The organism is Aquitalea sp. ASV11 (assembly GCF_016429185.1).
In the GTDB taxonomy this organism is placed as follows: domain Bacteria; phylum Pseudomonadota; class Gammaproteobacteria; order Burkholderiales; family Chromobacteriaceae; genus Aquitalea; species Aquitalea pelogenes.
The window spans coordinates 1-19887 of record NZ_JAELUD010000073.1 but is presented as its reverse complement, the minus strand read 5'-3'; the positions used below and the strand labels follow the sequence as shown (position 1 = coordinate 19887).

The following is a 19887-nucleotide window of genomic DNA, read 5'->3' as shown; positions in this document are numbered from 1 at the left end:
CCTTCCGGGTGGATGATCACCGCCTGCTTGCCATCCTGCAGCACAAAAGACTGATCGCTGCACTCCGGTACGGACAGCAGGCTGCCGCTGTCCAGCGTCAGCGGGTCTAGCGTACGGCCGGACAGGGCGCTGCGCCGGTCATTGTGATAGCGCCAGCAGCGGTACCACACGCAGCGGCGGCCGGAATAGGGGCTGTAGTTGACTGCACGTTCATGGTTGGCGGCCACGCCGTAGAGTTCCACATGGCCCAGTGCGGCTGTTGCTGCGCGTGCGGTGGGCGTGTCGGCAATCAGCCGGTAACGCCGGTAATTGAGCCACCAGCCGATCAGCCCGCAGAGCAGCATGGCAGGCAGCAGCAGTTGGCGAAAAACCGGCAGTCCCAGTTTCAGGCCGGCAAAGCCCAGCAGCAGGTAAAGGCCAAAGGCCATCCAGCCATTGCGCGTCCACTGCCAGCTCAACCACTGCTGCATGATTCAACCCTGGCGGAACAGCTGGGCCAGATCAACATCCCGCTTTTCAGCGACGCTGAACTGCAAGGCGCGGGCGGGCGGAAAGTTGAACAGGCGGGCGATGAGCACATCGGGGAATTGCTCGATGCGCACATTGTTGAGGTTGACAGCATCGTTATACAGCTCGCGCCGGTCGGCAATGGTGTCTTCCAGCTGGCTGATGCGCTCGGCCAGATGAGAGAATTGCTGGTCTGCCTTCAGTTCCGGGTAGGCTTCCGCCACGGCCAGCAGCTGGCCGATCAGCCCGCGCAGCTTGCCTTCCTCGTGCCCCAGCCCTTCCATATTGCGACTTTGGGCGTACTGGGCCACGGCCGAGCGCGCTTCCATCACCCGGCTGAGGGTTTGCTGTTCGAACTGGGCGTATTGCTTGCATACCTCCACCAGCTTGGGCAGTTCGTCATGGCGCTGCTTGAGCAGCACGTCGATATTGGCCCAGCTGCGGGCAACGGCATGCTTGAGGTTGACCAGCGCGTTGTACAGGGTGATGAAATACAGCAGGACAATGGCGATCACGCCAAAGAAAATCACCAGCTTCATGGAGGGGACTCCCCGAGAGTGCCGTGGTGGCAGGTAAAATACTGTTAAGCAGGATTATTCTAGCGGCATCGTCAGACATGCTGCCAGCAGTGTCAAGAAAGAGGATGGGGAATGCAGCTGCTCAACATCATTGGAGCTGGAAAACTGGGACGTACACTGGGGTGCCTGGCGGCGCAAAGCGGCCAGTACCGGGTACAGGACTGTCTGGCCCGTAGCGCCGTATCGGCGCAGAGCGCGGTGGATTTCATCGGCGCAGGCGGGGCATGCAGCCAGCTGGCACAGGTGCAGCCAGCAGCGCTGACCTTGCTGTCTGTGCCGGACGATGCCATTGCCGCCACGGCACAGGCGCTGGCCGATAGTGGGCGGGTACAGCCCGGAGCGGTGGTATTTCATGCCAGTGGCGCGGCAGAGGCGGAAATACTGGCGCCCTTGCGTGCAGTGGGGGCGCATGTGGCCAGCCTGCATCCCGCGTTCTCTTTTGCCGACCCGGCGCGGGCAGTGACGCAATTTGCCGGTACCTTGTGCGCGCTGGAAGGCGATGCGGCAGCGCTGCCCTTGTTGCAGGATTTTGCCGCGGCCATTGGCGCACGGCCGTTTGCGCTGGCACCGGGTGGCAAGGCGGCCTATCACGCGGCTTTGTCGGTAGCGTCCAATTATCTGGTCACGCTGACCGATATCGCCCGTCAGCTGGCACGGCAGGGTGGTGTGGATGAGGCGCTGTTGCCCGCCTTGCTCGGGCCATTGATGCAGGGCAGTCTGACCAACGCGCTGAGCATGGGCCCGCAGCAGGCGTTGACCGGGCCCATCGTGCGTGGCGATGCTGCGACGGTAGAGCGTCATCTGGCGGTATTGCCGCAGGAATTGCAGCCCGCCTATCGGGTGCTGGGCGAGCGCACGGTGGCGCTGGCGGGGGCGCGTCTGCCAGAGGCGGCGCGGCAGACGCTGCTGGCCTTATTGCGCGGCTGAATCGGCTTCTGGCGCTGCCACCTTGAATACCTGGCGCAGATAGGCAAGGAAGGTGGCATCGCTGCACATGGTCTTGCCCGGGCTGTCGGATAGCTTGGCCACCGGCTGGCCATTGCAGCTCACCAGTTTCAGCACGATTTGCAGCGGCTCCAGCCCCATGTCATTGGTGAAGTGGGTGCCAATGCCAAAGCTCACCTGAATGTGCGGGCTGTAGCGGCGATGCAGTTCCAGTGCCTTGTCCACGCTCAGGCCGTCGCTGAAGGTGAGCATCTTGGTGGCCGGGTCGATGCGCAGCTTGCGGTAATGGGCAATTGCCTTGTCCGCCCATTCCACCGGGTCGCCACTGTCATGGCGCAGGCCGTCGAACAGCTTGGCAAAGTACAAGTCGAAATCCGCCAGAAAGGCATCCATGCACACCACGTCGGTGAGGGCGATGCCCAGGTCGCCGCGGTATTCCTGCACCCAGGCCTCCAGGGCTGCGTTCTGAAAATCACGCAGCCGCACGCCCAGTGCCTGGAAGGCCTGAAAGAATTCATGCGCCATGGTGCCGATGGGGGTGATGCCCAGTTTCCATGCCAGCCAGACATTGCTGGTGCCACGGAAAATCTTGGGCAGGGCGGCATTGAGCTGTTCCACCACCTGTTGCTGCCATTCGCGGCTGAAACGGCGACGGGTGCCAAAGTCGGAAATCAGCAGCGGAAAGCGCTGGCTGGCGCTTTCTTCCGCCTCGAAGCGCAGCAGTGTGGCAATTTTCTCATCCAGCCGGCGCTGGCCTTCCTCACGTACCTGCGGCGTGTCCAGACGGCGGAAGTACAGCTCGTTGACGATGGCCAGCACGAAAATCTCGAAGAACATCGCCTGTACCAGCGGGCCTTCAATATGGATGTTCAGCGCATCGCCATCGCATTCCACCCGGATGAAGCGGCGCTGCAGGTGGAACAGTTCCAGATAATCGACAAAATCACTCTTGATGAAGCGCAAGCTGCGCAGATAGGCCAGCTCCGGCTGGGTGAACTGTAGCTGGCACAACCAGTCCAGTTGGGCTTCCAGCTCCTTGTGCAATTGTGACAGCGGGTAATCCGGCTGGTTACGGCAGCGGAAGGCATACTGCCCGTAAGCTGCCGGAAACTGATGCAGGATGGCCTGAAGCATGGTGAATTTGTACAGGTCGGTATCCAGCAGGGAATGGATCAGCGGCGGCAATTTGGGCATGGGATAGCCTTTCAGGCAGCGTGCAGGATGAAAATGGCCGGGCGTTTGTGGAAGTCCGGCGCGTCTTGTGGCCAGTCCTTCACCAGGCGGCTGACGATGGTTTCCGTCGGCAAGGTCAGGTCGCAGGCCACCGCCAGCCGTGTAGAGGGGGCCAGTGTCTCACGCAACTGCTGCAGCAGCGCATTGTTGCGGTAGGGTGTTTCGATGAACACCTGGGTTTCATTGCGCTGGCGCGAGCGTTGTTCCAGTTCCTTCACCACTTTGGCCTTTTCAGTCGCATCCACCGGCAGGTAGCCGTGGAAGGCAAAGCACTGGCCATTGGCCCCGGAGGCCATCAGTGCCAGCAAAATGGAAGAAGGGCCGATCAGCGGTGCCACACGGATGCCGCGCTCGTGCGCCAGTGCCACCAGTTGCGCGCCAGGGTCGGCTACCGCCGGGCAGCCTGCTTCGGAGATCAGGCCCACGTCCTCACCTGCCAGCAGCGGCGCGAGCAGGGCGGCAACATCGGCTGGCTTGGTGTGTTCGTTGAGCGTGCTCATCGCCAGCTCGCGAATCGGCGTGGTCACGCCCAGCGCTTTCAGGTGCTTGCGGGCGGTTTTTTCCGCCTCCACCACAAAGTGGCGGATATGCAGCACCTTGGTGGCCTCGCTGGCAGGCAGCCAGGCAATGCTTTCGTCGCCTAGCGGGGCGGGAATCAGGAACAGGGTGCCGGCCATTACAGAATCTCCACGCCTTCGGCGTTCAACATGCTGATGAGTCGGAACAGCGGTACGCCGATCAGGGCGTTCGGGTCGTCCGACTCCACTTTTTCCAGCAGCGCACCACCCAGGCCTTCGCTCTTGGCACTGCCGGCGCAGTGCAGGGCGTCCGGCTCGCGCGTCAGGTAATTGCGGATTTGCTGTTCGGTCAGCTGGCGCAAGGTAACGCGGGTAATGCCCACGGTTTCCTGCAAGCGTCCGCTGGCGGTGTTGTACAGCGCCAACGCCGAATGAAACACCACGGTGCGACCGCTCATCCACTGCAGCATGGCCACGCCGTTTTCAAACGAGCCGGGTTTGCCGATTTGCTGGCCATCGAGCAGAGCGACCTGGTCGGAGCCGATGATCAGTGCATTCGGGTAGTCGGCCGCCAGCGACTGGGCCTTGGTGCGCGCCAGGCGCACGGCAGTGTCCAGCGCACTTTCACCCGGCAGCGGGGTTTCTTCGCAGACGGGCGGCACGGCGGTGAAGGGCAGCCCGAGGCGGGCGATGATTTCCTGCCGGTAGCGGGAGGTGGAAGCCAGGATGATCTGCATGGTGGTATTGCTTGATTATTTTGACAAATCAGGGAGGCGGATTATATCATGCTGGGTTTATGTCTAACCCGATTTTGATCGACCCGCTCAAGTTCGCCCGTGAGGGCCGCGTTCTGACCGGCAAACTGCCCGTCAGCACCCTGGACGAGCGTGTGCACAGCGACCTGTCCGATACCTCCGGTACGGTGGAATACACTGTCGAAGGTTTTCGCGATGGCTCGTCCCGTCTTTCCCTGCGCCTGCAGGTGAAAGCCAGTGTTGCGGTAAGCTGCCAGCGTTGCCTGGAAGTGATGCCGTTCGAGGTGAATACCGATTCGGTGCTTACCTTGTTCACCCGGCAGGAAAAGCTGGATGAAGCCTGCGAGCTGGACGAAACGCTGGATGCCATTCTCGCGCCGGAAGAGCTTGATGTGGTGGCAATGATCGAAGACGAAATCATCATGGGCTTGCCGCATTCGACGAAACACGACGAATGCGGTTCGGAAGCTCTGACACGTGCCAAGGCTGACAAGCCCAATCCGTTTGCGGTGCTGGCCACGTTGAAGATCTCCAAGTCTTGAGTTATCAATACACGCGATTTTCCTAGGAGTCGAACATGGCTGTTCAACAGAACAAAAAGTCCCCGTCCAAGCGCGGCATGCATCGTGCCCACGATTTTCTGACCGCTCCGTCGCTGGCCAAAGAGCCGACGACCGGTGAAACCCACCTGCGTCACCACATCAGCCCGAACGGCTTCTACCGTGGTCGCAAGGTTGTTGCCACCAAAGGCGAATAATTCGTCCTTTCTCACCCAATACTTACCGTTTGTATAAAAACAGGTAGGTTTCACTACCGTACACGTTGATGACTATCACCGTCGCGGTTGATGCAATGGGCGGTGACGTTGGCCTCAAGGTCACCGTCCCAGCATCGATCCAATTCCTGCAAGACCATCCCAACACCAATCTGATTCTTGTCGGAGACCAGGCAGCCATCGAGGCTGAATTGTCCCGTCATCCGGGTGTTGCGCGTTCGCGCGTCCGTATCCAGCACGCCACCCAGGTGGTAGGCATGGACGAGTCGCCGCAGCTCGCCCTGAAGAACAAGAAAGATTCGTCCATGCGGGTGGCAATCAATCTGGTGAAGGAAGGCGAGGCGCAAGCCGCCGTGTCTGCCGGCAATACCGGCGCACTGATGGCAACCGCACGCTTTGTCCTCAAAACCATTCCGGGCATCGAACGACCGGCCATCGCCAAGATGATGCCGTCCGTCAAGGGCAGCACCTGCATGCTGGACCTGGGCGCCAACGTCGATTGCACGCCAGAACAACTCATGCAGTTCGGCATCATGGGTTCGGAGCTGGTATCCAGCATTACCGGCAATGCCAATCCGCGCGTCGGACTGCTCAATATCGGTTCGGAAGACATCAAGGGTAACGACAGCGTCAAGCGCGCAGGCGAATACCTGCGTCAGTCCGAGCTGAACTTCATCGGTAATGTCGAAGGCAACGACGTCTACAAAGGCACGGTAGATGTGGTAGTCTGCGACGGTTTTACTGGAAATGTGGCGCTCAAGTCGGCTGAGGGGCTGGCGCACATGATTTCTTCTTTCCTGCGGCAGGAATTCACCCGCAACTGGTGGACCCGCCTGTGCGCGCTGGCAGCCATGCCGGTGCTCAATCAGTTCCGCAAACGTGTCGACCCCCGTCGTTACAACGGTGCCAGCTTGCTGGGCCTGCGTGGCATCGTGGTGAAAAGTCACGGTGGAACCGATGCCGTTGGATTCCGTTTCGCGCTGGAACAGGCTTGCGAGGAAGCCGGCTCCGACGTGATTGGTCATATTACCGACCGGGTTGCACACCAATTAAACAATCTCAAGCAAGCCGAGCCGGAAGCGAACTGATTAATACATGGCCCATTCCCGCATTCTAGGCACTGGCAGTTATCTGCCATCCAATGTGCTCACGAATGCGATGCTGGCCGAGCGCGTGGAAACCAGTGACGAGTGGATTGTCTCGCGCACTGGCATCCATGCCCGCCACATCGTGTCCGATGAAGAAACCACCAGCGATCTGGCGCTGAAGGCAGCAGAAGCTGCCATCCGGAGCGCTGGCATCGACAAGACCGAGATCGATCTGATCATCGTCGCCACCACCACGCCTGACATGATTTTCCCCAGCACCGCCTGCCTGTTGCAGGAAAAGCTGGGTATTCATGGCTGTGCCGCATTCGATGTGCAGGCGGTTTGCGCAGGCTTCATGTTTGCCCTCACCACAGCGCACAACTACATCAAGGGCGGCATGGCCAGCAAAGTGCTGGTTGTCGGCGCCGAAGTGATGTCGCGCGTGATGGACTGGGAAGACCGCCGCACCTGCGTGCTGTTTGGTGACGGTGCCGGTGCCGTGGTACTGGGTGCCTCGGAAGAACCGGGCATCCTGCATGCCAAGCTGGCCTCCGATGGCCGCTACAAGGACATCCTGAATACCCCGGCACAGATTTCCGGCGGCAAGATCCAGGGCATCCCCTTCTTGCACATGGACGGCCCGGCGGTGTTCAAGTTTGCCGTCAAGGCACTGTCCGACATCGCCAGCACCACGCTGGCCGAAGCCGGTGTCGACAAGACACAAGTCGACTGGCTGGTGCCGCATCAGGCCAATTTGCGCATTATCGAATCCACGGCCAAGCATCTGGGCATGTCGATGGAGCGGGTGATCGTGACATTGCCGCAACAGGGCAATACCTCGGCTGCCTCCATTCCGCTGGCGCTGGACCATGCAGTGCGTGATGGCCGCATCCAGCGCGGTCAGACCATCCTGCTGGAAGGCATTGGCGGTGGTTTTGCCTGGGGTGCCGTGCTGCTGAAGTACTGATTCTTCGCGACGGAAGTATCGCTGGTTTCATGCCGTGCCCTGCCTGAGATAACGCCCATTTTCATGGGCGTTTGATCTGACTGCTTGGCAGCAAGGTCTGATTGCCTCATCCTTCCGTCGATTATTATTCCGTCGAAATTGCGGAGACTGTCTATGGCGTTTGCCTTTCTCTTTCCCGGTCAGGGCTCGCAAAGCCTGAAAATGATGGACGGCTTTGCCGACCTGCCGGTGGTGAAACACACCTTCGAAGAAGCCTCCACCGCGCTGGGCGTGGACCTGTGGGCCATGCTGCAGGCTGACAGTGCCGAGGCCATCAATGCCACCGTCAACACCCAGCCCATCATGCTGGCTGCCGGTGTGGCGACTTACCTTGCCTGGCAGGATGTCAGCGGTCTGCAACCTTCTGTTGTGGCCGGTCACAGCCTGGGTGAATACACCGCCCTGGTTGCCGCCGGTGCGCTGCCGTTTGCCGAAGCGGTAAAACTGGTACGTCTGCGTGCCGAAGCCATGCAGAACGCCGTACCGGCCGGTCAGGGTGCCATGGCGGCCATCCTGAATCTGTCGGACGATGACGTGCGCGCTGCCTGCGCCGAAGCGGCCAATGGCGAAGTGGTGGAAGCAGTCAATTTCAACTCCCCCGGTCAGGTGGTGATTGCCGGTAGCAAGGCTGCTGTCGAGCGCGCCATGGAAGCCTGCAAGGCTCGCGGTGCCAAGCGTGCGCTGCCGCTGCCGGTATCGGTGCCTTCGCACTGTGCGCTGATGAAGCCGGCCGGCATGCAGCTGGCCGAGGCCCTGCTGCAAGTACACATCAATACCCCGGCCATTCCGGTGCTGCACAATGCCGACGTGGCCAGCTACAGCGATGCGGCCGATATCCGCGATGCGCTGGTGCGCCAGCTGTACAGCCCGGTGCGCTGGACCGAAACCATCCAGAAGCTGGCAGCCGACGGCATCGTCAGCATGGCCGAGTGCGGCCCTGGCAAGGTGCTGGCTGGTCTGGCCAAGCGTATCGACGGCAACGTCAAGTGCCTGGCACTGACCGACGCTGCCGCGCTGCAAGCGGCCAAGGCCGAACTGCAATGATATTCATCCGTCAGCGCCGCTTGGCCGGCACTGGCGGATGTTGAAGTACACAACAAGGAGACATCCTCAATGAGTCTGCAAGGCAAAGTAGCCCTGGTTACCGGCGCTTCGCGTGGCATTGGCGCAGCCATTGCCGATGCGCTGCAAGCCGAGGGCGCCATTGTCATTGGTACCGCGACTTCCGAGTCCGGTGCTGCTGCCATCCATGAGCGTCTGGCTGCCAACGGTGGTGCCGGTCGCGTGCTCAACGTGACGGAAGACGGTGCCATCGAAGCGCTGGTTGATGCCATCGACAAGGAATTCGGCGCGGTGGCCATTCTGGTCAACAATGCCGGCATTACCCGCGACGGCCTGCTGATGCGCATGAAGGACGACGACTGGGATGCCATCATGGATACCAACCTGAAGTCGGTATTCAAGGCATCCAAGGCAGTACTGCGCGGCATGATGAAGGCCCGCTGGGGGCGTATCATCAACATCGCTTCGGTGGTAGGTGCAACCGGCAACCCCGGTCAGACCAACTACGCAGCGGCCAAAGCCGGTATCATGGGCTTCACCAAGTCCATGGCACGTGAGGTTGGCAGTCGCAATATCACGGTAAACTGTGTGGCACCGGGTTTTATCGATACCGACATGACCCGTGCACTGCCGGAAGAACAGCGCACCGCGCTGGTGGGCCAGATTTCCCTGGGCCGCCTGGGTGATGCCAAGGATATTGCTGATGCAACCGCCTTCCTGGCATCGGATCGTGCGGCCTATATCACCGGCCAAACACTGCATGTCAATGGTGGCATGTTCATGCCTTAACCGGTCCTGTCGAACAAAAGACAAGATTTAGGTGGGCTGCTCTAATTTTTTTTTGTAGAATACACGGGTTTTGTGATCCCGAATCAGAAAGGTCAAGGGTTTAGACAAATGGAAAACATCGAAGCGCGCGTTAAAAAGATCGTTGCCGAACAACTGGGCGTGAACGAAGCTGAAGTCAAGATCGAATCGTCCTTCGTTGATGATCTGGGCGCTGACTCCCTCGACACCGTTGAGCTGGTAATGGCTCTGGAAGAAGAGTTCGAGTGCGAAATCCCGGACGAAGAAGCTGAAAAGATCACCACTGTTCAGCAAGCCGTTGATTACGTTACCGCCCACCTGAACAAGTAATACTTTCAGGCCTGTACAGGACCTCTGCGCGGTGTGGCCTTGGCTCGCCTGCAGAGGTTCTTTTGTTATAGAGGGTTCCAAACGTCCGTTTGACTGTCATCAACTTCACACGGAAGTTGTGGGATCATCGGGAGACTGCCTCCCCTCTACTCACGGAGATTCTTCGTGTCCAAACGCAGAGTTGTAGTAACCGGTCTGGGACATATTTCCCCGGTCGGCAATGATGTTGCCACTGGCTGGGCCAATCTGTTGGCCGGCAAGAGCGGCATTGGCAAAGTGACCCGTTTTGATGCCAGCGACCTGAATTGCCAGATCGCCGGCGAGGTCAAGGACTTCGACATCAGCGCGTACATTTCCCCCAAGGAAGCGCGTCGTTCCGACCTGTTCATCCACTACGGCATTGCAGCAGCGCTGCAGGCCGTGGCTGATGCCGGCCTGGACGATGTGGCTGATCTGGACAAGACCCGCGTTGGCGTCAACATTGGTTCCGGTATCGGCGGTCTGCCGCTGATCGAGGAAACCGGCGTGGCCGTACAGGAAAACGGCATTCGCAAGATCGGTCCTTTCTTCATCCCCGGTTCGCTGATCAACCTGATCGCCGGCCACGTGTCCATCCTGAAGGGCTATCAGGGCCCGTCGTATGGCATCGTGTCTGCCTGCACCACCGGTGCGCACTGCATCGGCGATGCAGCCCGGATGATTCAGTATGGCGATGCCGACGTGATGGTGGCCGGTGGTGCCGAAGGTGCCATTTCCAAGCTGGGCATGGGCGGTTTTGCCGCCATGAAGGCGCTGTCCACCCGCAATGACGATCCGGAAACCGCGTCCCGTCCGTGGGACAAGGGCCGTGACGGCTTTGTGATGGGTGAAGGTGCCGGTGTGCTGGTACTGGAAGAGTACGAACACGCAGTCAAGCGCGGTGCGCGTATCTATGCCGAGCTGATCGGCTTTGGAATGAGTTCCGATGCACACCACATTACTGCTCCGAATGCGGATGGCCCGGCCCGCGGCGTGCAGAACGCACTGCGCGATGCCCGGATCAACCCGGATCAGGTGCAGTATGTGAATGCACACGGTACTTCCACCCCGCTGGGCGATGCCAACGAAACCAGTGCGCTGAAGATTGCCTTTGGCGATCACGCCAGGAAGCTGGTGGTGAACTCCACCAAGTCGATGACCGGCCACTTGCTGGGCGGTGCTGGCGGCGTGGAAGCCATCTACTCCATCCTGGCGCTGTACAATCAGGTATCGCCGCCCACCATCAACCTGCACGAGCAGGATGTGGAAGCCGGTTGCGATCTGGACTACGTGGCCAATACCGCCCGTGACATGAAGATCGACATCGCCATTTCCAACTCGTTTGGTTTTGGTGGTACCAACGGTACCCTGGTGTTCAAGCGCATGTAATGGCCGACGCGTGTTGCGGTGCTGCTGCGCCGCAATGCGAAAACGCATTGACAGCCCGAACCGCTGCGATACACTCGCGGCGGTTTTCTTTTTTTGCGGCGCGCTCCATGCCGCTGTATGGAACAGGCATGTTTACCGAACGACTCGACTTCCTTCCCGACCTGCTGGCCCTGCATGCCGCCCATCGTGCGGAATTTCCCTTCCTGCTGATGTCCTCCGGCGATCAGGGCTGGGACATGCTGTTTGCTGCCGACAGCACGACGCTTTACCACAGTGGGGAAGGGGAGGCGTTTGTTGATGCGCTGCGCGGTTTCCAGCCGCAGGCAGTGGATAATCCGCACGGCCTGCCTTTTGTCGGTGGCTATTTCCTCTACCTGGGCTACGACTTGCTGTCGCAGTTCGAGCCCAAAGTGCCAGAAGCATTGCCTGACAGTTTTCCGCTGGCGGCCATGGCGCGGGTGCCGGCTGCGCTGTTGATCAACCGGCGCGAGCAAACCGCCTGGCTAGTGGCCGAAACCACCGGGCAATTGCAGCGCCTGCAACAGCTGGCACATGGCATTGCGCCATTCAACCCGCATCCGGTCAGCTTGCTATCGCTGCAGGAAGACCCGCCGCAGTGGTATACCGATGCCGTGCTGCGGCTGAAGCAGTACATCTATGAAGGTGATGTGTTCCAGGTGAACATTTCACGCGGCTGGCGCGCCGAACTGGGAGCCGACGTTACCGCGCCGGACCTGTTTGCCGCCTTGCGCCGTGCCAATCCCGCGCCGTTTTCCGCACTGGCGGATTTTGGTCAGGCGCAGATTGTCAGCTCCTCGCCCGAGCGCCTGGTGCGGGTGCGCGATGGCTGGGCCGACACCCGGCCGATTGCCGGTACCCATCCGCGCTCGCCCGACCCGACCGAAGATGCCGCCCTCAAGCAGCGGCTGATTTCCAGCATCAAGGAACGTGCCGAGCATGTGATGCTGATCGACCTGGAGCGCAACGACCTGGGCCGCATCAGCCAGCCTGGAACGGTGGAAGTGAACGAGCTGATGGCGGTGGAAAGCTATGCCTACGTCCACCACATCGAATCCAATATCCGTGGTCGGCTGCGCGACGATGTTTCCCCGCTGGACACCATCCGCGCCCTGTTTCCCGGCGGTACCATCACCGGCTGCCCCAAGGTGCGCACCATGCAGATCATCCGCGAGCTGGAAAACAGCGCGCGCCGTGCCTATACCGGCAGCCTGGGCTATCTCAACCGCGATGGCAGCATGGACCTGAATATCCTGATCCGAACTTTCATGCAGGAAGGGCAGCAGCTGCGCTTCCGTGCCGGTGGCGGCATCGTGGCGGATTCCGACCGGGAACGCGAATTGCAGGAAACCCGCCACAAGGCACGCGGCCTGCTACGTGCGCTGGGGGTGGAGCAAGCCTGATGGCCATGCTGATCAACGGCCAGCCGGGCGAGCAGGTTTCCGCACTGGATCGTGGCCTGGCCTATGGCGACGGCATCTACCGCACCATCGAAATCCGCCATGGCCAGCCCCGCTTGTGGGCCTGGCAATACCGGCGGCTGGCTGCCGATGCCAGCCGCTTGCAGTTGCCCGTGCCGGATGCAGCCCTGCTACTGGATGAGATCGGCCAATTGGCAGGCGGCTTGGAGCAAGGCGTGGCCAAGATTGTGCTCACCCGTGGTGTGGGTGCGCGTGGCTATGCCATGCCTGCCGATGTTCAGCCTACCCGCATGGTGTCCGTCACCGCTTGGGCCGGCTATCCGCCCGAGCGTGCCCGTGACGGGGTGAATGTACGCTGGTGCGACACCCGGCTGGCCTGTCAGCCACTGCTTGCCGGTATCAAGCACCTGAACCGGCTGGAAAACGTGCTGGCCCGCTCGGAATGGTCTGACCCGGACATCCACGAAGGCCTGATGCTGGACACGCGCGGCCTGCTGGTGGAAGCCACCATGAGCAATGTCTATCTGGTGACCGGGCAGCAAATCATCACCCCGAAACTGGATCAGAACGGTGTGCAAGGCATGCTGCGCGACTGGCTGTTTGCCCATGCCCCGCAACTGGGTTACCCCTTGGTCGAGGCCGAGATCCTGCCCGCACAGCTGTATGATGCGGATGCGGTCTTCCTGTCCAACAGTCTGATCGGCCTGTGGCCGGTGGCCAGTATCGATGGCCAGAGCCTGCCGCACGCTCATCCCTGCTGTGCACAGCTGCAGGCCTTGCTGGCAGCAGAAAACTGATTACTGTCGTTAAGTCCTTATCTCCGCCCGCTGTATTCGCTTAGATAAAATTTGCATAAGGTTTGCTGATTAAATTATTTCTGGCGCTAAATAGTGCTCGCTATAGTGGCAGCCACGATGAAGGGAGCGGTTTCCCTTCCGTGTTCCGGCCTGCATCCGCGATGCGCCAAGGAGAATCAGCATGGTGGCAGCCAGCCTGCTGGAACAGCTTGCCTGTCAACAGCCCGCCGCACTGGCACCCATCGAACACGACCTGGCTTTCATCAACCAGCTGCTGAACGCGCACCAGTTCGAACAATTCCCCCTCAGCCTGCAAGCCGGACGCGTGCGTGGCCGCCACGAAGAATGGCGTTTCCGCTCGGTATTCCAGCCGGTGTATGCGCTGGAGGCCGATGGCGCTACGCGATTGTGGTCGGTGGAGGCACTGGCGCGGGTGACCGACAGCTTTGGCGGCCAGCTGATTCCCACCGTATTGTTTGCCGCCGAAACCTCACCGCGCCGCTCGGTGTTTCTCGACCGTCAGCTGCGCTGTCTGCACCTGCTCAATTTCCTGTTGCAACACCCGGGGCCGGACCTGATCCTGTCGCTCAATGTGAATGCCCAGCATCTGGTGAATGTCAGCGAGGCGCACGGCCAGTTTTTTGCCGAAGTGCTGCAACAGCTGAATATCCCGGCCAGCCGCATCTGTCTGGAAGTGGTGGAAGACGCCGTCAGCGATCCACTACGCCTGCTGGAAGCAGTGCAGCGCTATCGCAGCCTGGGTTTCCGTATTGCGCTGGACGACTTTGGCCAGGGCGCATCCAATCTGGAGCGCGTCTGGTTGCTGGAGCCGGATTACGTCAAGCTGGACAAGGTGCTGATGCGCCATGCGCTGATGCGCCCCAGCGTGCGCGACAAGCTGGCAAAGCTGGTGGACATCCTGCACCTGCACGGTGCACAGGTGGTAGGCGAGGGCATTGAAAGCGCCATGCAGCTGGATATTGCCCGCGCCGCCGGCTGTGATTTCGTGCAGGGCTTTCATCTGGCTCGCCCGGCGGAATTGCTCAATCTGCCGGTCTGAGCGTACTTGTCGGCGGCATCCTGCTGCACGGCTTACGCTTCCAGCGGGACAAACCACTCCATGTGACGTGCGCCCGACAAGGTCTCCAGCCCATGCTCGCGCAGCGCCTGCTGTAATTGCAGCAAGAAGGCCTGCTCATCCGCAATGCCCCGATACACTTCCATCCAGGTTTGCTGTGCCTGCTGCGCGCTGTCATCCTGCCGCCGCATCAGGCCGACTTCCACCCCCTGTTGCGCCAGTGCGGCCTGCATCTGCCGCAGCATGGGCAGCATCTGGCGGCCTTGTGCCGGGGAAATCTTGTAATACACATACAGCTCGCTGGTCATGCTGGGCTTTCCTTCCTGAGGCATGCAGGCTTTGCAGTCGCGCAAAATCGCTTATCATAGACCACTTCGCCCACGCTGGTGGGCATCTGGCAAACCAGGTGACAGTGCAGGAAAGGGGAGTGGTGTGCAGCAGGGTATTACCACCTTGGTGGTGGTTGGCGTCGGTTTGATTGGTGGCTCGTTTGCCTTGTCGCTCAAACGCGCAGGCAAGGTGCAACACGTCATCGGCGTTGGTCGCACACTGGAAAACCTCACCCGTGCGCTGGAACTGGGTGTGGTGGATGAAATCAGCCAGGATCTGGCCGCCGTGGCCGGCCGGGCCGATATGGTATTGCTGGCCTGCCCGGTGGGGCAGATGGGCCGGATGATGCAAGCCATGGCCCCCCATTTGCCGCCGCATGCCATCGTGACCGACGCTGGTAGTACCAAGGGCGATGTCGCCCAGCTGTTTGCCCAATACCTGCCGGCGCAGCTGGCTAACTGTGTACCGGCCCACCCCATTGCCGGGTCTGATTTGTCTGGCGCTGCTGCAGCCCAGTACGGCCTGTATGAAAAGCGCAAGGTGGTGCTCACCCCCTTGCCGCAAACCACCATGGCAGCCTGCGATACGGTGGCCGAACTGTGGCAGGCCTGTGGTGCCGTCATTCACCGCATGCGGCCGGAAGAGCACGACAGCGTGTTTGCTACCGTCAGCCATCTGCCACATCTGCTGGCCTTTGCCTATGTCGGCATGGTAGCGGGCAAGGAGGATGCGCGGCGCTGTTTTGATTTTGCCGCCACTGGTTTCCGCGATTTCACCCGCATTGCCGGCAGTCACCCGGAAATGTGGAAAGATATCACCATGGCCAATCGCAGCGCCTTGCTGGACGAACTGGAACGCTACCGCCAGGCCTTGGCCGACCTGACCGCCCAGGTAGAAGCGGCCGACGCCGAGGCCCTGGCGCAGACATTCGAAACCGCCCGCGCCGCGCGTGTGGGCTGGTATCAGCGCTTCCTGCGCGAAGGACAAAGCTGACATGGCGCGCACCCTGCTGATTACTGGTGCCTCACGCGGCATTGGCGCGGCCACTGCCCTGCAGGCCGCCGCTGCGGGGTGGCAGCTTGCCGTCAACTACCGGCAGGATGCTGCTGGCGCGGCCCGCGTGGTGGCCAGCATTCAGGCGGCCGGAGGCGTGGCACAGGCTTTTCAGGCCGATGTGGCTGAGGAAGCGGACATCATCCGGCTGTTTGACGCTGTGGTTCAGCATTTTGGTGCGGTACACGGATTGGTCAACAATGCCGGCAGTACCGCGCCCATGGGCCGCTTGCAGGACTTCAGCGCTGCACGTATCCAGCACATGCTGCAACTGAATGTGGCCGGCCCCATGCTGTGCTGTCGCGAGGCGGTGCGTCACATGTCCACCACCACTGGTGGGCAGGGCGGGGTCATCGTCAATGTTTCCTCCGCCGCCTCCCGGCTGGGGAGTGCCGGCGAATATGTCGATTACGCCGCCTGCAAAGGGGCCATCGACACCCTTACCCTGGGCTTGGCCCGCGAAGTGGCCGCCGAGGGAATCCGCGTCAACGCGGTCCGCCCCGGACTGATCGAAACCGGCATCCACGCCATCAGCGGCGAACCAAGCCGGGTGGCACGGCTGGCACCGGGCGTGCCCATGCAGCGTGGCGGTTTGCCCGACGAAGTGGCCGCCGCCATTGTGTGGCTGCTGTCTGACGCTGCCAGCTTTTGCACCGGCAGCATCCTGGATGTCTCTGGCGGGCGTTAGTCCGTTGTCTTGCCCGGTGACTGGGCTGGTGGCTGGCCCTTGGAGCCCGGTAACACAAACACCCGTTCCGGCAGGCTGAACTGGCTCTGCTTTGGCAAGGCCTTGATCCGGATCGCCAGTTACCATGCAGCAGGCGTAATACCTGCTGCATGGGCGGGGTAGGCGTTAGCGGTTTTCCACCCAGCTGTCGGCGTGGATGATGTTGCCGTCCTTGTAGGCCCAGGTGATTTTTTCGTAGCGCACTTCCACTTCTTCAAGGTGGTTGTAGCGCTCCTTGGCGACGTCCTTGATGTTGTGCATCTTGGGTTTGACGGCCACCACCTTGACGTTCTCCAGCTTCATGTTGAAGTACTCCTTTTCTTCGCCGGCATCGTCAATGCGGTACCACTTCAGCTCCATGCCCTTGAGGTTCTGGCCGCTGGTGACGGCCTTGTACAGGTAGGGCGAGGCGGCATCGAATTCCTTGACGAAACTTAGCGGGGTATGCACGCGAGTGCCGGTGAGCTTGCCGGTGTTGCCATCGGTGGGGATGTAGACGCTGTGGTCGAACTCCAGTACTTCGACCGAGCCTTCACGGCCCTGCACGGTGACAGAGCCCTTGATGTCGGCGCCGCCGTCGTCCTTGATCCACAAATAAGCGGGTATGGCCATGCTGTTTCTCCTTGCTGCGGGGCTCTGCCCCGGTGGTGGTGCCACCCGGCACACACGGTGCGGCGGGTGGTGCTGTTGGCACCCGGTTGTCACCGCCCGGCGGGCGGTTCGATCAGGGTGATTTCCACGCGCCGGTTTTTGCTGCGGCCGGACGCATCGTCATTGCCAGACAGCGGCTGGGTGTCAGCCAGCCCCTGTACGGCAAAATGGGTTAGGGGAAAGGTGGAGGCCGTCACCAGCCACTGGCGTACCGCCTCGGCCCGCGCCAGGGACAGCCGCAGATTGGCCGTGCGGCTGCCGGTGTTGTCGGTGTGACCGTCTATCAGCACCCGTTTGCCGGGATTGGCCTGTATCCATACCAGCACGGACTGCAAGGCCAGCTTGGCCTCCGGCTTGAGCACGCTCTGGCCGCTGTCGAACAGGGCTGTGCTATCCAGCCGGATCACCTCCGGCTTGGGTTGGGGCGGGTGGTAGGACTGAATGGCGCGCTGGACGATGTCCGCCAGGTGCTGCCCCTGATACAGGCCAAAGCCAAGCCTGAGCGGCACGCCATCGGCAGCCAGTGTGCCAAGGTGCTGCTGCCAGCTTTGCAGCTGTTGCACCGCCTTGCCCCGCGCGGGTTCCTGGCTGACGGACAGTGACTGGAAGGCCTGCAGGCGCACCGTGGTTTGCGCAATCAGCTGCTGATTGTTCCGGGCGGAGCAACAGACAAAGGCCAGCAGCAGCAAGGCACAGCTAGTCAGCAGGGTGGCCAGCTGTCGCCAGTGGCGCGGGCAGGCGCGGATGGGTGCAAAGCAATCCGCCAGCACGGTCAGCTGGGCATTGTCGGTGGGCCCGCTGAATGCCGGCGTGGCGGGGGTGTGCAGCCCGCTATGCCGGGTGGCTGCCTGTTGCCATGGCGGCTCGCCAGCATCTGCCAGATCAGCCGGGTGGGCCAGCCAGCCGACAGCGTGCACGGCGGGGGCGCGTTTGCCGGCTTGTTGGGGCAGCAGGACTGGCAGCAGTTGCTGGCTGACATGCTGTTGCAAGCTGTTGAGTACCACGGCTTGCTGCAGGGCCATGGGGGCATGGTCTGCCGGTGCGTGCAGCGCGTGCGCCAGCACGGTCTGCATCTGCCGTTCGATGGCCTCTTGCAGCGCCGGATAGCTGGTGCAGGGAGTGATGGCGGCATCCTGCGGTACTTGCAGATTGGCTTGCGGATGAGCGGTCAGTATCAGCACTGCACCTGGCAGCGGGTGGCCTTGTTGTTCTTGGGCCAGCTGCCAGGCGTGATACCAGTCGGCCAGCCGGGCGCTGGCAGCCGGTGTGACATCGGTTTCATCGGCATTGATGACCAGTATCACTCCCCGCACCCGAATGCCGCTGCTGTGCCAGGCCGCCAGTTGTTGTGGCCGGTCCAGCCAGTGCCAGGCCGGTTGCAGTGTGCCGCGCCAGCCTTGCTCCCCTTGCAAGCTGTGTGCTGCCGGGCCTGCCAGCAGGATGACTTCTGTTACATCGCTGGCCGTGCTTTGCCGCCGCAAGTGGCTCCATAGCGCCAGCATGCCGATCAGCCATGCCAGACTCAGCAGCATGGCTACGGCGCCGGAAACCGGCATGGCCTGCCAGATCAATAGCAAACCCAGCGTCAGCATGGTTAGTGGATACAGCCAGTACCAAAGCAGCTGTGGCATGGCGCGTCCTTAGTTGCCCAGCTGGCGCAGTGCTTGGTGCAGCCAGCCTTGCAGCAGTAAATAGATGACGAGCAGCAGCAGGCCGGACAGCATGGCCCACAGCCACGGAGAAAAGCTGCGCCAGTGCCAGACCGGGCGGGGCGACGGGGCGGCTTCCTGGGTGGGCTCCAGCGCGTTGATCACCTTGTCCAGTTGCTGTCGCCATTGCTGGTGCTGGGCGGTATCGCCCTGGCTGTATTTGCCTTCAAAGCCCAGTGCCAGCACCAGTTGCCAGCAAGCCAGCAGCCAGTACGATGGCTGCGGGCGGGCCAGCTCGCTGCGCATTTGCTCATACAGTTGTTCTCCGCCTTGCAGCGAGGCAAAGCGGTGCACTTGCAAGGGCCTGGCCTGCCAATGGGCACGGGCTGGCTCCGGCAAATGGCGTAGTGCGGTTTCGTCCAGCAGGCAGCAGCAGGCATAGATGATTTGCTCCCGCTCGGCCCGTGGTGCTCCGGCTTGTTCCAGTGCCTGTTCCAGTTGATCCAGCAAGTGCTGGCAATCCTGGTTCAACTGGTGTTCGGTCACCGGCTCGGCTTGTTGCTGCAAACGGGTGACGATCAGCGCGATGTCGCGCATATTGCCGCGCACGGCATGCAGGATGGACAGAGGGCTCATGTGGTGGGCACCGCGTACAAGGCCAGTTGCAGCTCTGGCAAGGATGATGGGAAGTAGAGGGCACAGGACTGGGCGGCCAGCATGGCGGCAAAAGCCGGGTGCTGTCTGTCCAGCGCAAAATACAGGCTGTCCACCTTGCTTGGCAGGGAGGCAGGCAGGCGTTGCATGGCTTTGAGCGGAATGCCATTGATGGCCGAGGACAGAATGCGTGCCACTTCGTCTGGTGAACCCGCCTTGGCCACTTTCGGTAATTGTTCTTGCAGCACATGCAGCGGCATGGCGGCATGCACCGACAGATAGAAATCCATGCCATCGCGCAAGCGGGCATCTGTCAGATGCGCCAGCCACAGATTGTTGCCATCGCGTTGCAGTGGCAGTACCACCACCGGGGTGGGAATCACCGTGTCCAGCAGGGTGCGGATCAGCTGTTCCAGTTGCTGGAATACCCTGCCCAGCTGGAGGTGGTCGTAAGCGGGGATGTCGGTCAACTGCTGTTCCAGGGCAAAGGTGCTGAGC

The 19887-nt window shown here is 61.2% G+C and carries 23 protein-coding genes and 1 pseudogene; 14 read left to right on the top strand and 10 right to left on the bottom strand.

Features of this window, described 5'->3' with window-relative positions; all coding sequences use genetic code 11:
* Positions 1–470 (bottom strand): annotated as a pseudogene (locus tag JHD62_RS18025) (hypothetical protein); the annotation flags it as partial.
* A gap of 3 nt (positions 471–473) precedes the next feature.
* Positions 474–1046: a LemA family protein gene (locus JHD62_RS18020; RefSeq protein ID WP_199104056.1), complete on the bottom strand. Its 573-nt coding sequence runs from the start codon at positions 1044–1046 to the stop codon at positions 474–476.
* Between the two features lie 111 nt (positions 1047–1157).
* Here JHD62_RS18020 and JHD62_RS18015 point away from each other — a divergent pair, with 111 nt between their 5' ends.
* Positions 1158–2012 (top strand): Rossmann-like and DUF2520 domain-containing protein, encoded by an 855-nt coding sequence (locus JHD62_RS18015; RefSeq protein WP_199104055.1) that lies wholly within the window; start codon positions 1158–1160, stop codon positions 2010–2012.
* Here JHD62_RS18015 and pncB read toward each other — a convergent pair.
* Genes pncB through JHD62_RS18000 form a run of 3 tightly spaced genes read right to left on the bottom strand, consistent with a single transcriptional unit; the run spans position 1998 to position 4518 of the window.
* Entirely contained in the window at positions 1998–3215 is a 1218-nt protein-coding gene (gene pncB, locus JHD62_RS18010; protein WP_199104057.1) for a nicotinate phosphoribosyltransferase, read from the bottom strand. The genes JHD62_RS18015 and pncB overlap by 15 nt on opposite strands.
* Before the next feature lie 20 nt (positions 3216–3235).
* Positions 3236–3940 carry an SAM-dependent methyltransferase gene (locus JHD62_RS18005; RefSeq protein ID WP_199104054.1) on the bottom strand — a complete coding sequence of 235 codons (705 nt, stop codon included), beginning with the start codon at positions 3938–3940 and terminating at the stop codon, positions 3236–3238.
* Positions 3940–4518, bottom strand: coding sequence for a nucleoside triphosphate pyrophosphatase (locus JHD62_RS18000; protein ID WP_199104053.1), 579 nt, complete (start codon positions 4516–4518; stop codon positions 3940–3942). Before JHD62_RS18000 ends, JHD62_RS18005 begins: the two co-directional genes overlap by 1 nt.
* 59 nt (positions 4519–4577) lie before the next feature.
* Between JHD62_RS18000 and JHD62_RS17995 the strand changes: the two genes are divergently transcribed.
* The 11 genes from JHD62_RS17995 to JHD62_RS17945 all read left to right on the top strand — a co-directional run bounded on the left by JHD62_RS17995 (position 4578) and on the right by JHD62_RS17945 (position 14307).
* A complete protein-coding gene (locus JHD62_RS17995; RefSeq protein ID WP_199104052.1) occupies positions 4578–5078 on the top strand; it encodes a DUF177 domain-containing protein in 501 nt (166 codons plus the stop codon).
* Positions 5079–5113: 35 nt separating this feature from the next.
* Complete coding sequence (gene rpmF, locus JHD62_RS17990) at positions 5114–5293, top strand: 50S ribosomal protein L32 (protein ID WP_045846169.1); 180 nt, start codon at positions 5114–5116, stop codon at positions 5291–5293.
* A 68-nt stretch (positions 5294–5361) separates the two neighbouring features.
* Positions 5362–6399, top strand: coding sequence for a phosphate acyltransferase PlsX (gene plsX / locus JHD62_RS17985; protein WP_062789793.1), 1038 nt, complete (start codon positions 5362–5364; stop codon positions 6397–6399).
* A gap of 7 nt (positions 6400–6406) precedes the next feature.
* Complete coding sequence (locus tag JHD62_RS17980) at positions 6407–7366, top strand: beta-ketoacyl-ACP synthase III (protein WP_199104051.1); 960 nt, start codon at positions 6407–6409, stop codon at positions 7364–7366.
* A gap of 153 nt (positions 7367–7519) precedes the next feature.
* Positions 7520–8449: an ACP S-malonyltransferase gene (gene fabD / locus JHD62_RS17975; protein ID WP_199104050.1), complete on the top strand. Its 930-nt coding sequence runs from the start codon at positions 7520–7522 to the stop codon at positions 8447–8449.
* A gap of 69 nt (positions 8450–8518) precedes the next feature.
* Complete coding sequence (fabG, locus tag JHD62_RS17970) at positions 8519–9256, top strand: 3-oxoacyl-ACP reductase FabG (RefSeq protein WP_062789795.1); 738 nt, start codon at positions 8519–8521, stop codon at positions 9254–9256.
* 108 nt (positions 9257–9364) lie between these two features.
* A complete protein-coding gene (acpP, locus tag JHD62_RS17965; protein WP_019103041.1) occupies positions 9365–9604 on the top strand; it encodes an acyl carrier protein in 240 nt (79 codons plus the stop codon).
* A gap of 165 nt (positions 9605–9769) precedes the next feature.
* Positions 9770–11011 carry a beta-ketoacyl-ACP synthase II gene (gene fabF / locus JHD62_RS17960; RefSeq protein ID WP_199104049.1) on the top strand — a complete coding sequence of 414 codons (1242 nt, stop codon included), beginning with the start codon at positions 9770–9772 and terminating at the stop codon, positions 11009–11011.
* Between the two features lie 128 nt (positions 11012–11139).
* A complete protein-coding gene (locus tag JHD62_RS17955; RefSeq protein WP_199104048.1) occupies positions 11140–12432 on the top strand; it encodes an aminodeoxychorismate synthase component I in 1293 nt (430 codons plus the stop codon).
* A complete protein-coding gene (gene pabC / locus JHD62_RS17950; protein ID WP_199104047.1) occupies positions 12432–13247 on the top strand; it encodes an aminodeoxychorismate lyase in 816 nt (271 codons plus the stop codon). The genes JHD62_RS17955 and pabC overlap by 1 nt, the downstream gene beginning before the upstream one ends.
* Before the next feature lie 181 nt (positions 13248–13428).
* Positions 13429–14307, top strand: coding sequence for an EAL domain-containing protein (locus tag JHD62_RS17945; RefSeq protein ID WP_199104046.1), 879 nt, complete (start codon positions 13429–13431; stop codon positions 14305–14307).
* A 32-nt stretch (positions 14308–14339) separates the two neighbouring features.
* Here the strand turns inward: JHD62_RS17945 and JHD62_RS17940 are convergent, their stop codons facing one another.
* Positions 14340–14633: a DUF4936 family protein gene (locus JHD62_RS17940; RefSeq protein WP_199104045.1), complete on the bottom strand. Its 294-nt coding sequence runs from the start codon at positions 14631–14633 to the stop codon at positions 14340–14342.
* A gap of 124 nt (positions 14634–14757) precedes the next feature.
* Between JHD62_RS17940 and JHD62_RS17935 the strand changes: the two genes are divergently transcribed.
* Positions 14758–15648 (top strand): prephenate dehydrogenase/arogenate dehydrogenase family protein, encoded by an 891-nt coding sequence (locus tag JHD62_RS17935; RefSeq protein ID WP_199104044.1) that lies wholly within the window; start codon positions 14758–14760, stop codon positions 15646–15648.
* A gap of 1 nt (position 15649) precedes the next feature.
* Positions 15650–16396 carry an SDR family oxidoreductase gene (locus JHD62_RS17930; RefSeq protein ID WP_199104043.1) on the top strand — a complete coding sequence of 249 codons (747 nt, stop codon included), beginning with the start codon at positions 15650–15652 and terminating at the stop codon, positions 16394–16396.
* A gap of 165 nt (positions 16397–16561) precedes the next feature.
* Here JHD62_RS17930 and JHD62_RS17925 read toward each other — a convergent pair whose 3' ends face one another.
* From JHD62_RS17925 to tssK, 4 genes are all read right to left on the bottom strand, one after another.
* Positions 16562–17047, bottom strand: coding sequence for an Hcp family type VI secretion system effector (locus JHD62_RS17925; RefSeq protein WP_199104042.1), 486 nt, complete (start codon positions 17045–17047; stop codon positions 16562–16564).
* A gap of 89 nt (positions 17048–17136) precedes the next feature.
* Positions 17137–18717 carry an OmpA family protein gene (locus tag JHD62_RS17920; RefSeq protein ID WP_199104041.1) on the bottom strand — a complete coding sequence of 527 codons (1581 nt, stop codon included), beginning with the start codon at positions 18715–18717 and terminating at the stop codon, positions 17137–17139.
* A gap of 9 nt (positions 18718–18726) precedes the next feature.
* Complete coding sequence (locus JHD62_RS17915; protein WP_199104040.1) at positions 18727–19371, bottom strand: DotU family type IV/VI secretion system protein; 645 nt, start codon at positions 19369–19371, stop codon at positions 18727–18729.
* Positions 19368–19887: type VI secretion system baseplate subunit TssK (gene tssK / locus JHD62_RS17910; protein WP_199104039.1), on the bottom strand; the 520-nt coding region annotated here is incomplete at its 5' end. The genes tssK and JHD62_RS17915, both read right to left, overlap by 4 nt.

Excerpts from the sequence above, each read along its gene's own strand:
- JHD62_RS17920 (WP_199104041.1), bottom strand. The coding sequence starts at position 18,717 with ATGCCACAGCTGCTTTGGTACTGGCTGTATCCACTAACCATGCTGACG.
- JHD62_RS17915 (WP_199104040.1), bottom strand. The coding sequence starts at position 19,371 with ATGAGCCCTCTGTCCATCCTGCATGCCGTGCGCGGCAATATGCGCGAC.
- JHD62_RS18020 (WP_199104056.1), bottom strand. The coding sequence starts at position 1,046 with ATGAAGCTGGTGATTTTCTTTGGCGTGATCGCCATTGTCCTGCTGTAT.
- JHD62_RS17945 (WP_199104046.1), top strand. The coding sequence starts at position 13,429 with ATGGTGGCAGCCAGCCTGCTGGAACAGCTTGCCTGTCAACAGCCCGCC.
- fabD (WP_199104050.1), top strand. The coding sequence starts at position 7,520 with ATGGCGTTTGCCTTTCTCTTTCCCGGTCAGGGCTCGCAAAGCCTGAAA.
- JHD62_RS18005 (WP_199104054.1), bottom strand. The coding sequence starts at position 3,940 with ATGGCCGGCACCCTGTTCCTGATTCCCGCCCCGCTAGGCGACGAAAGC.
- rpmF (WP_045846169.1), top strand. The coding sequence starts at position 5,114 with ATGGCTGTTCAACAGAACAAAAAGTCCCCGTCCAAGCGCGGCATGCAT.
- JHD62_RS18015 (WP_199104055.1), top strand. The coding sequence starts at position 1,158 with ATGCAGCTGCTCAACATCATTGGAGCTGGAAAACTGGGACGTACACTG.
- acpP (WP_019103041.1), top strand. The coding sequence starts at position 9,365 with ATGGAAAACATCGAAGCGCGCGTTAAAAAGATCGTTGCCGAACAACTG.
- JHD62_RS17955 (WP_199104048.1), top strand. The coding sequence starts at position 11,140 with ATGTTTACCGAACGACTCGACTTCCTTCCCGACCTGCTGGCCCTGCAT.
- pabC (WP_199104047.1), top strand. The coding sequence starts at position 12,432 with ATGGCCATGCTGATCAACGGCCAGCCGGGCGAGCAGGTTTCCGCACTG.
- JHD62_RS17995 (WP_199104052.1), top strand. The coding sequence starts at position 4,578 with ATGTCTAACCCGATTTTGATCGACCCGCTCAAGTTCGCCCGTGAGGGC.
- JHD62_RS17980 (WP_199104051.1), top strand. The coding sequence starts at position 6,407 with ATGGCCCATTCCCGCATTCTAGGCACTGGCAGTTATCTGCCATCCAAT.
- plsX (WP_062789793.1), top strand. The coding sequence starts at position 5,362 with ATGACTATCACCGTCGCGGTTGATGCAATGGGCGGTGACGTTGGCCTC.
- JHD62_RS17940 (WP_199104045.1), bottom strand. The coding sequence starts at position 14,633 with ATGACCAGCGAGCTGTATGTGTATTACAAGATTTCCCCGGCACAAGGC.
- JHD62_RS17925 (WP_199104042.1), bottom strand. The coding sequence starts at position 17,047 with ATGGCCATACCCGCTTATTTGTGGATCAAGGACGACGGCGGCGCCGAC.
- JHD62_RS17930 (WP_199104043.1), top strand. The coding sequence starts at position 15,650 with ATGGCGCGCACCCTGCTGATTACTGGTGCCTCACGCGGCATTGGCGCG.
- JHD62_RS18000 (WP_199104053.1), bottom strand. The coding sequence starts at position 4,518 with ATGCAGATCATCCTGGCTTCCACCTCCCGCTACCGGCAGGAAATCATC.
- fabG (WP_062789795.1), top strand. The coding sequence starts at position 8,519 with ATGAGTCTGCAAGGCAAAGTAGCCCTGGTTACCGGCGCTTCGCGTGGC.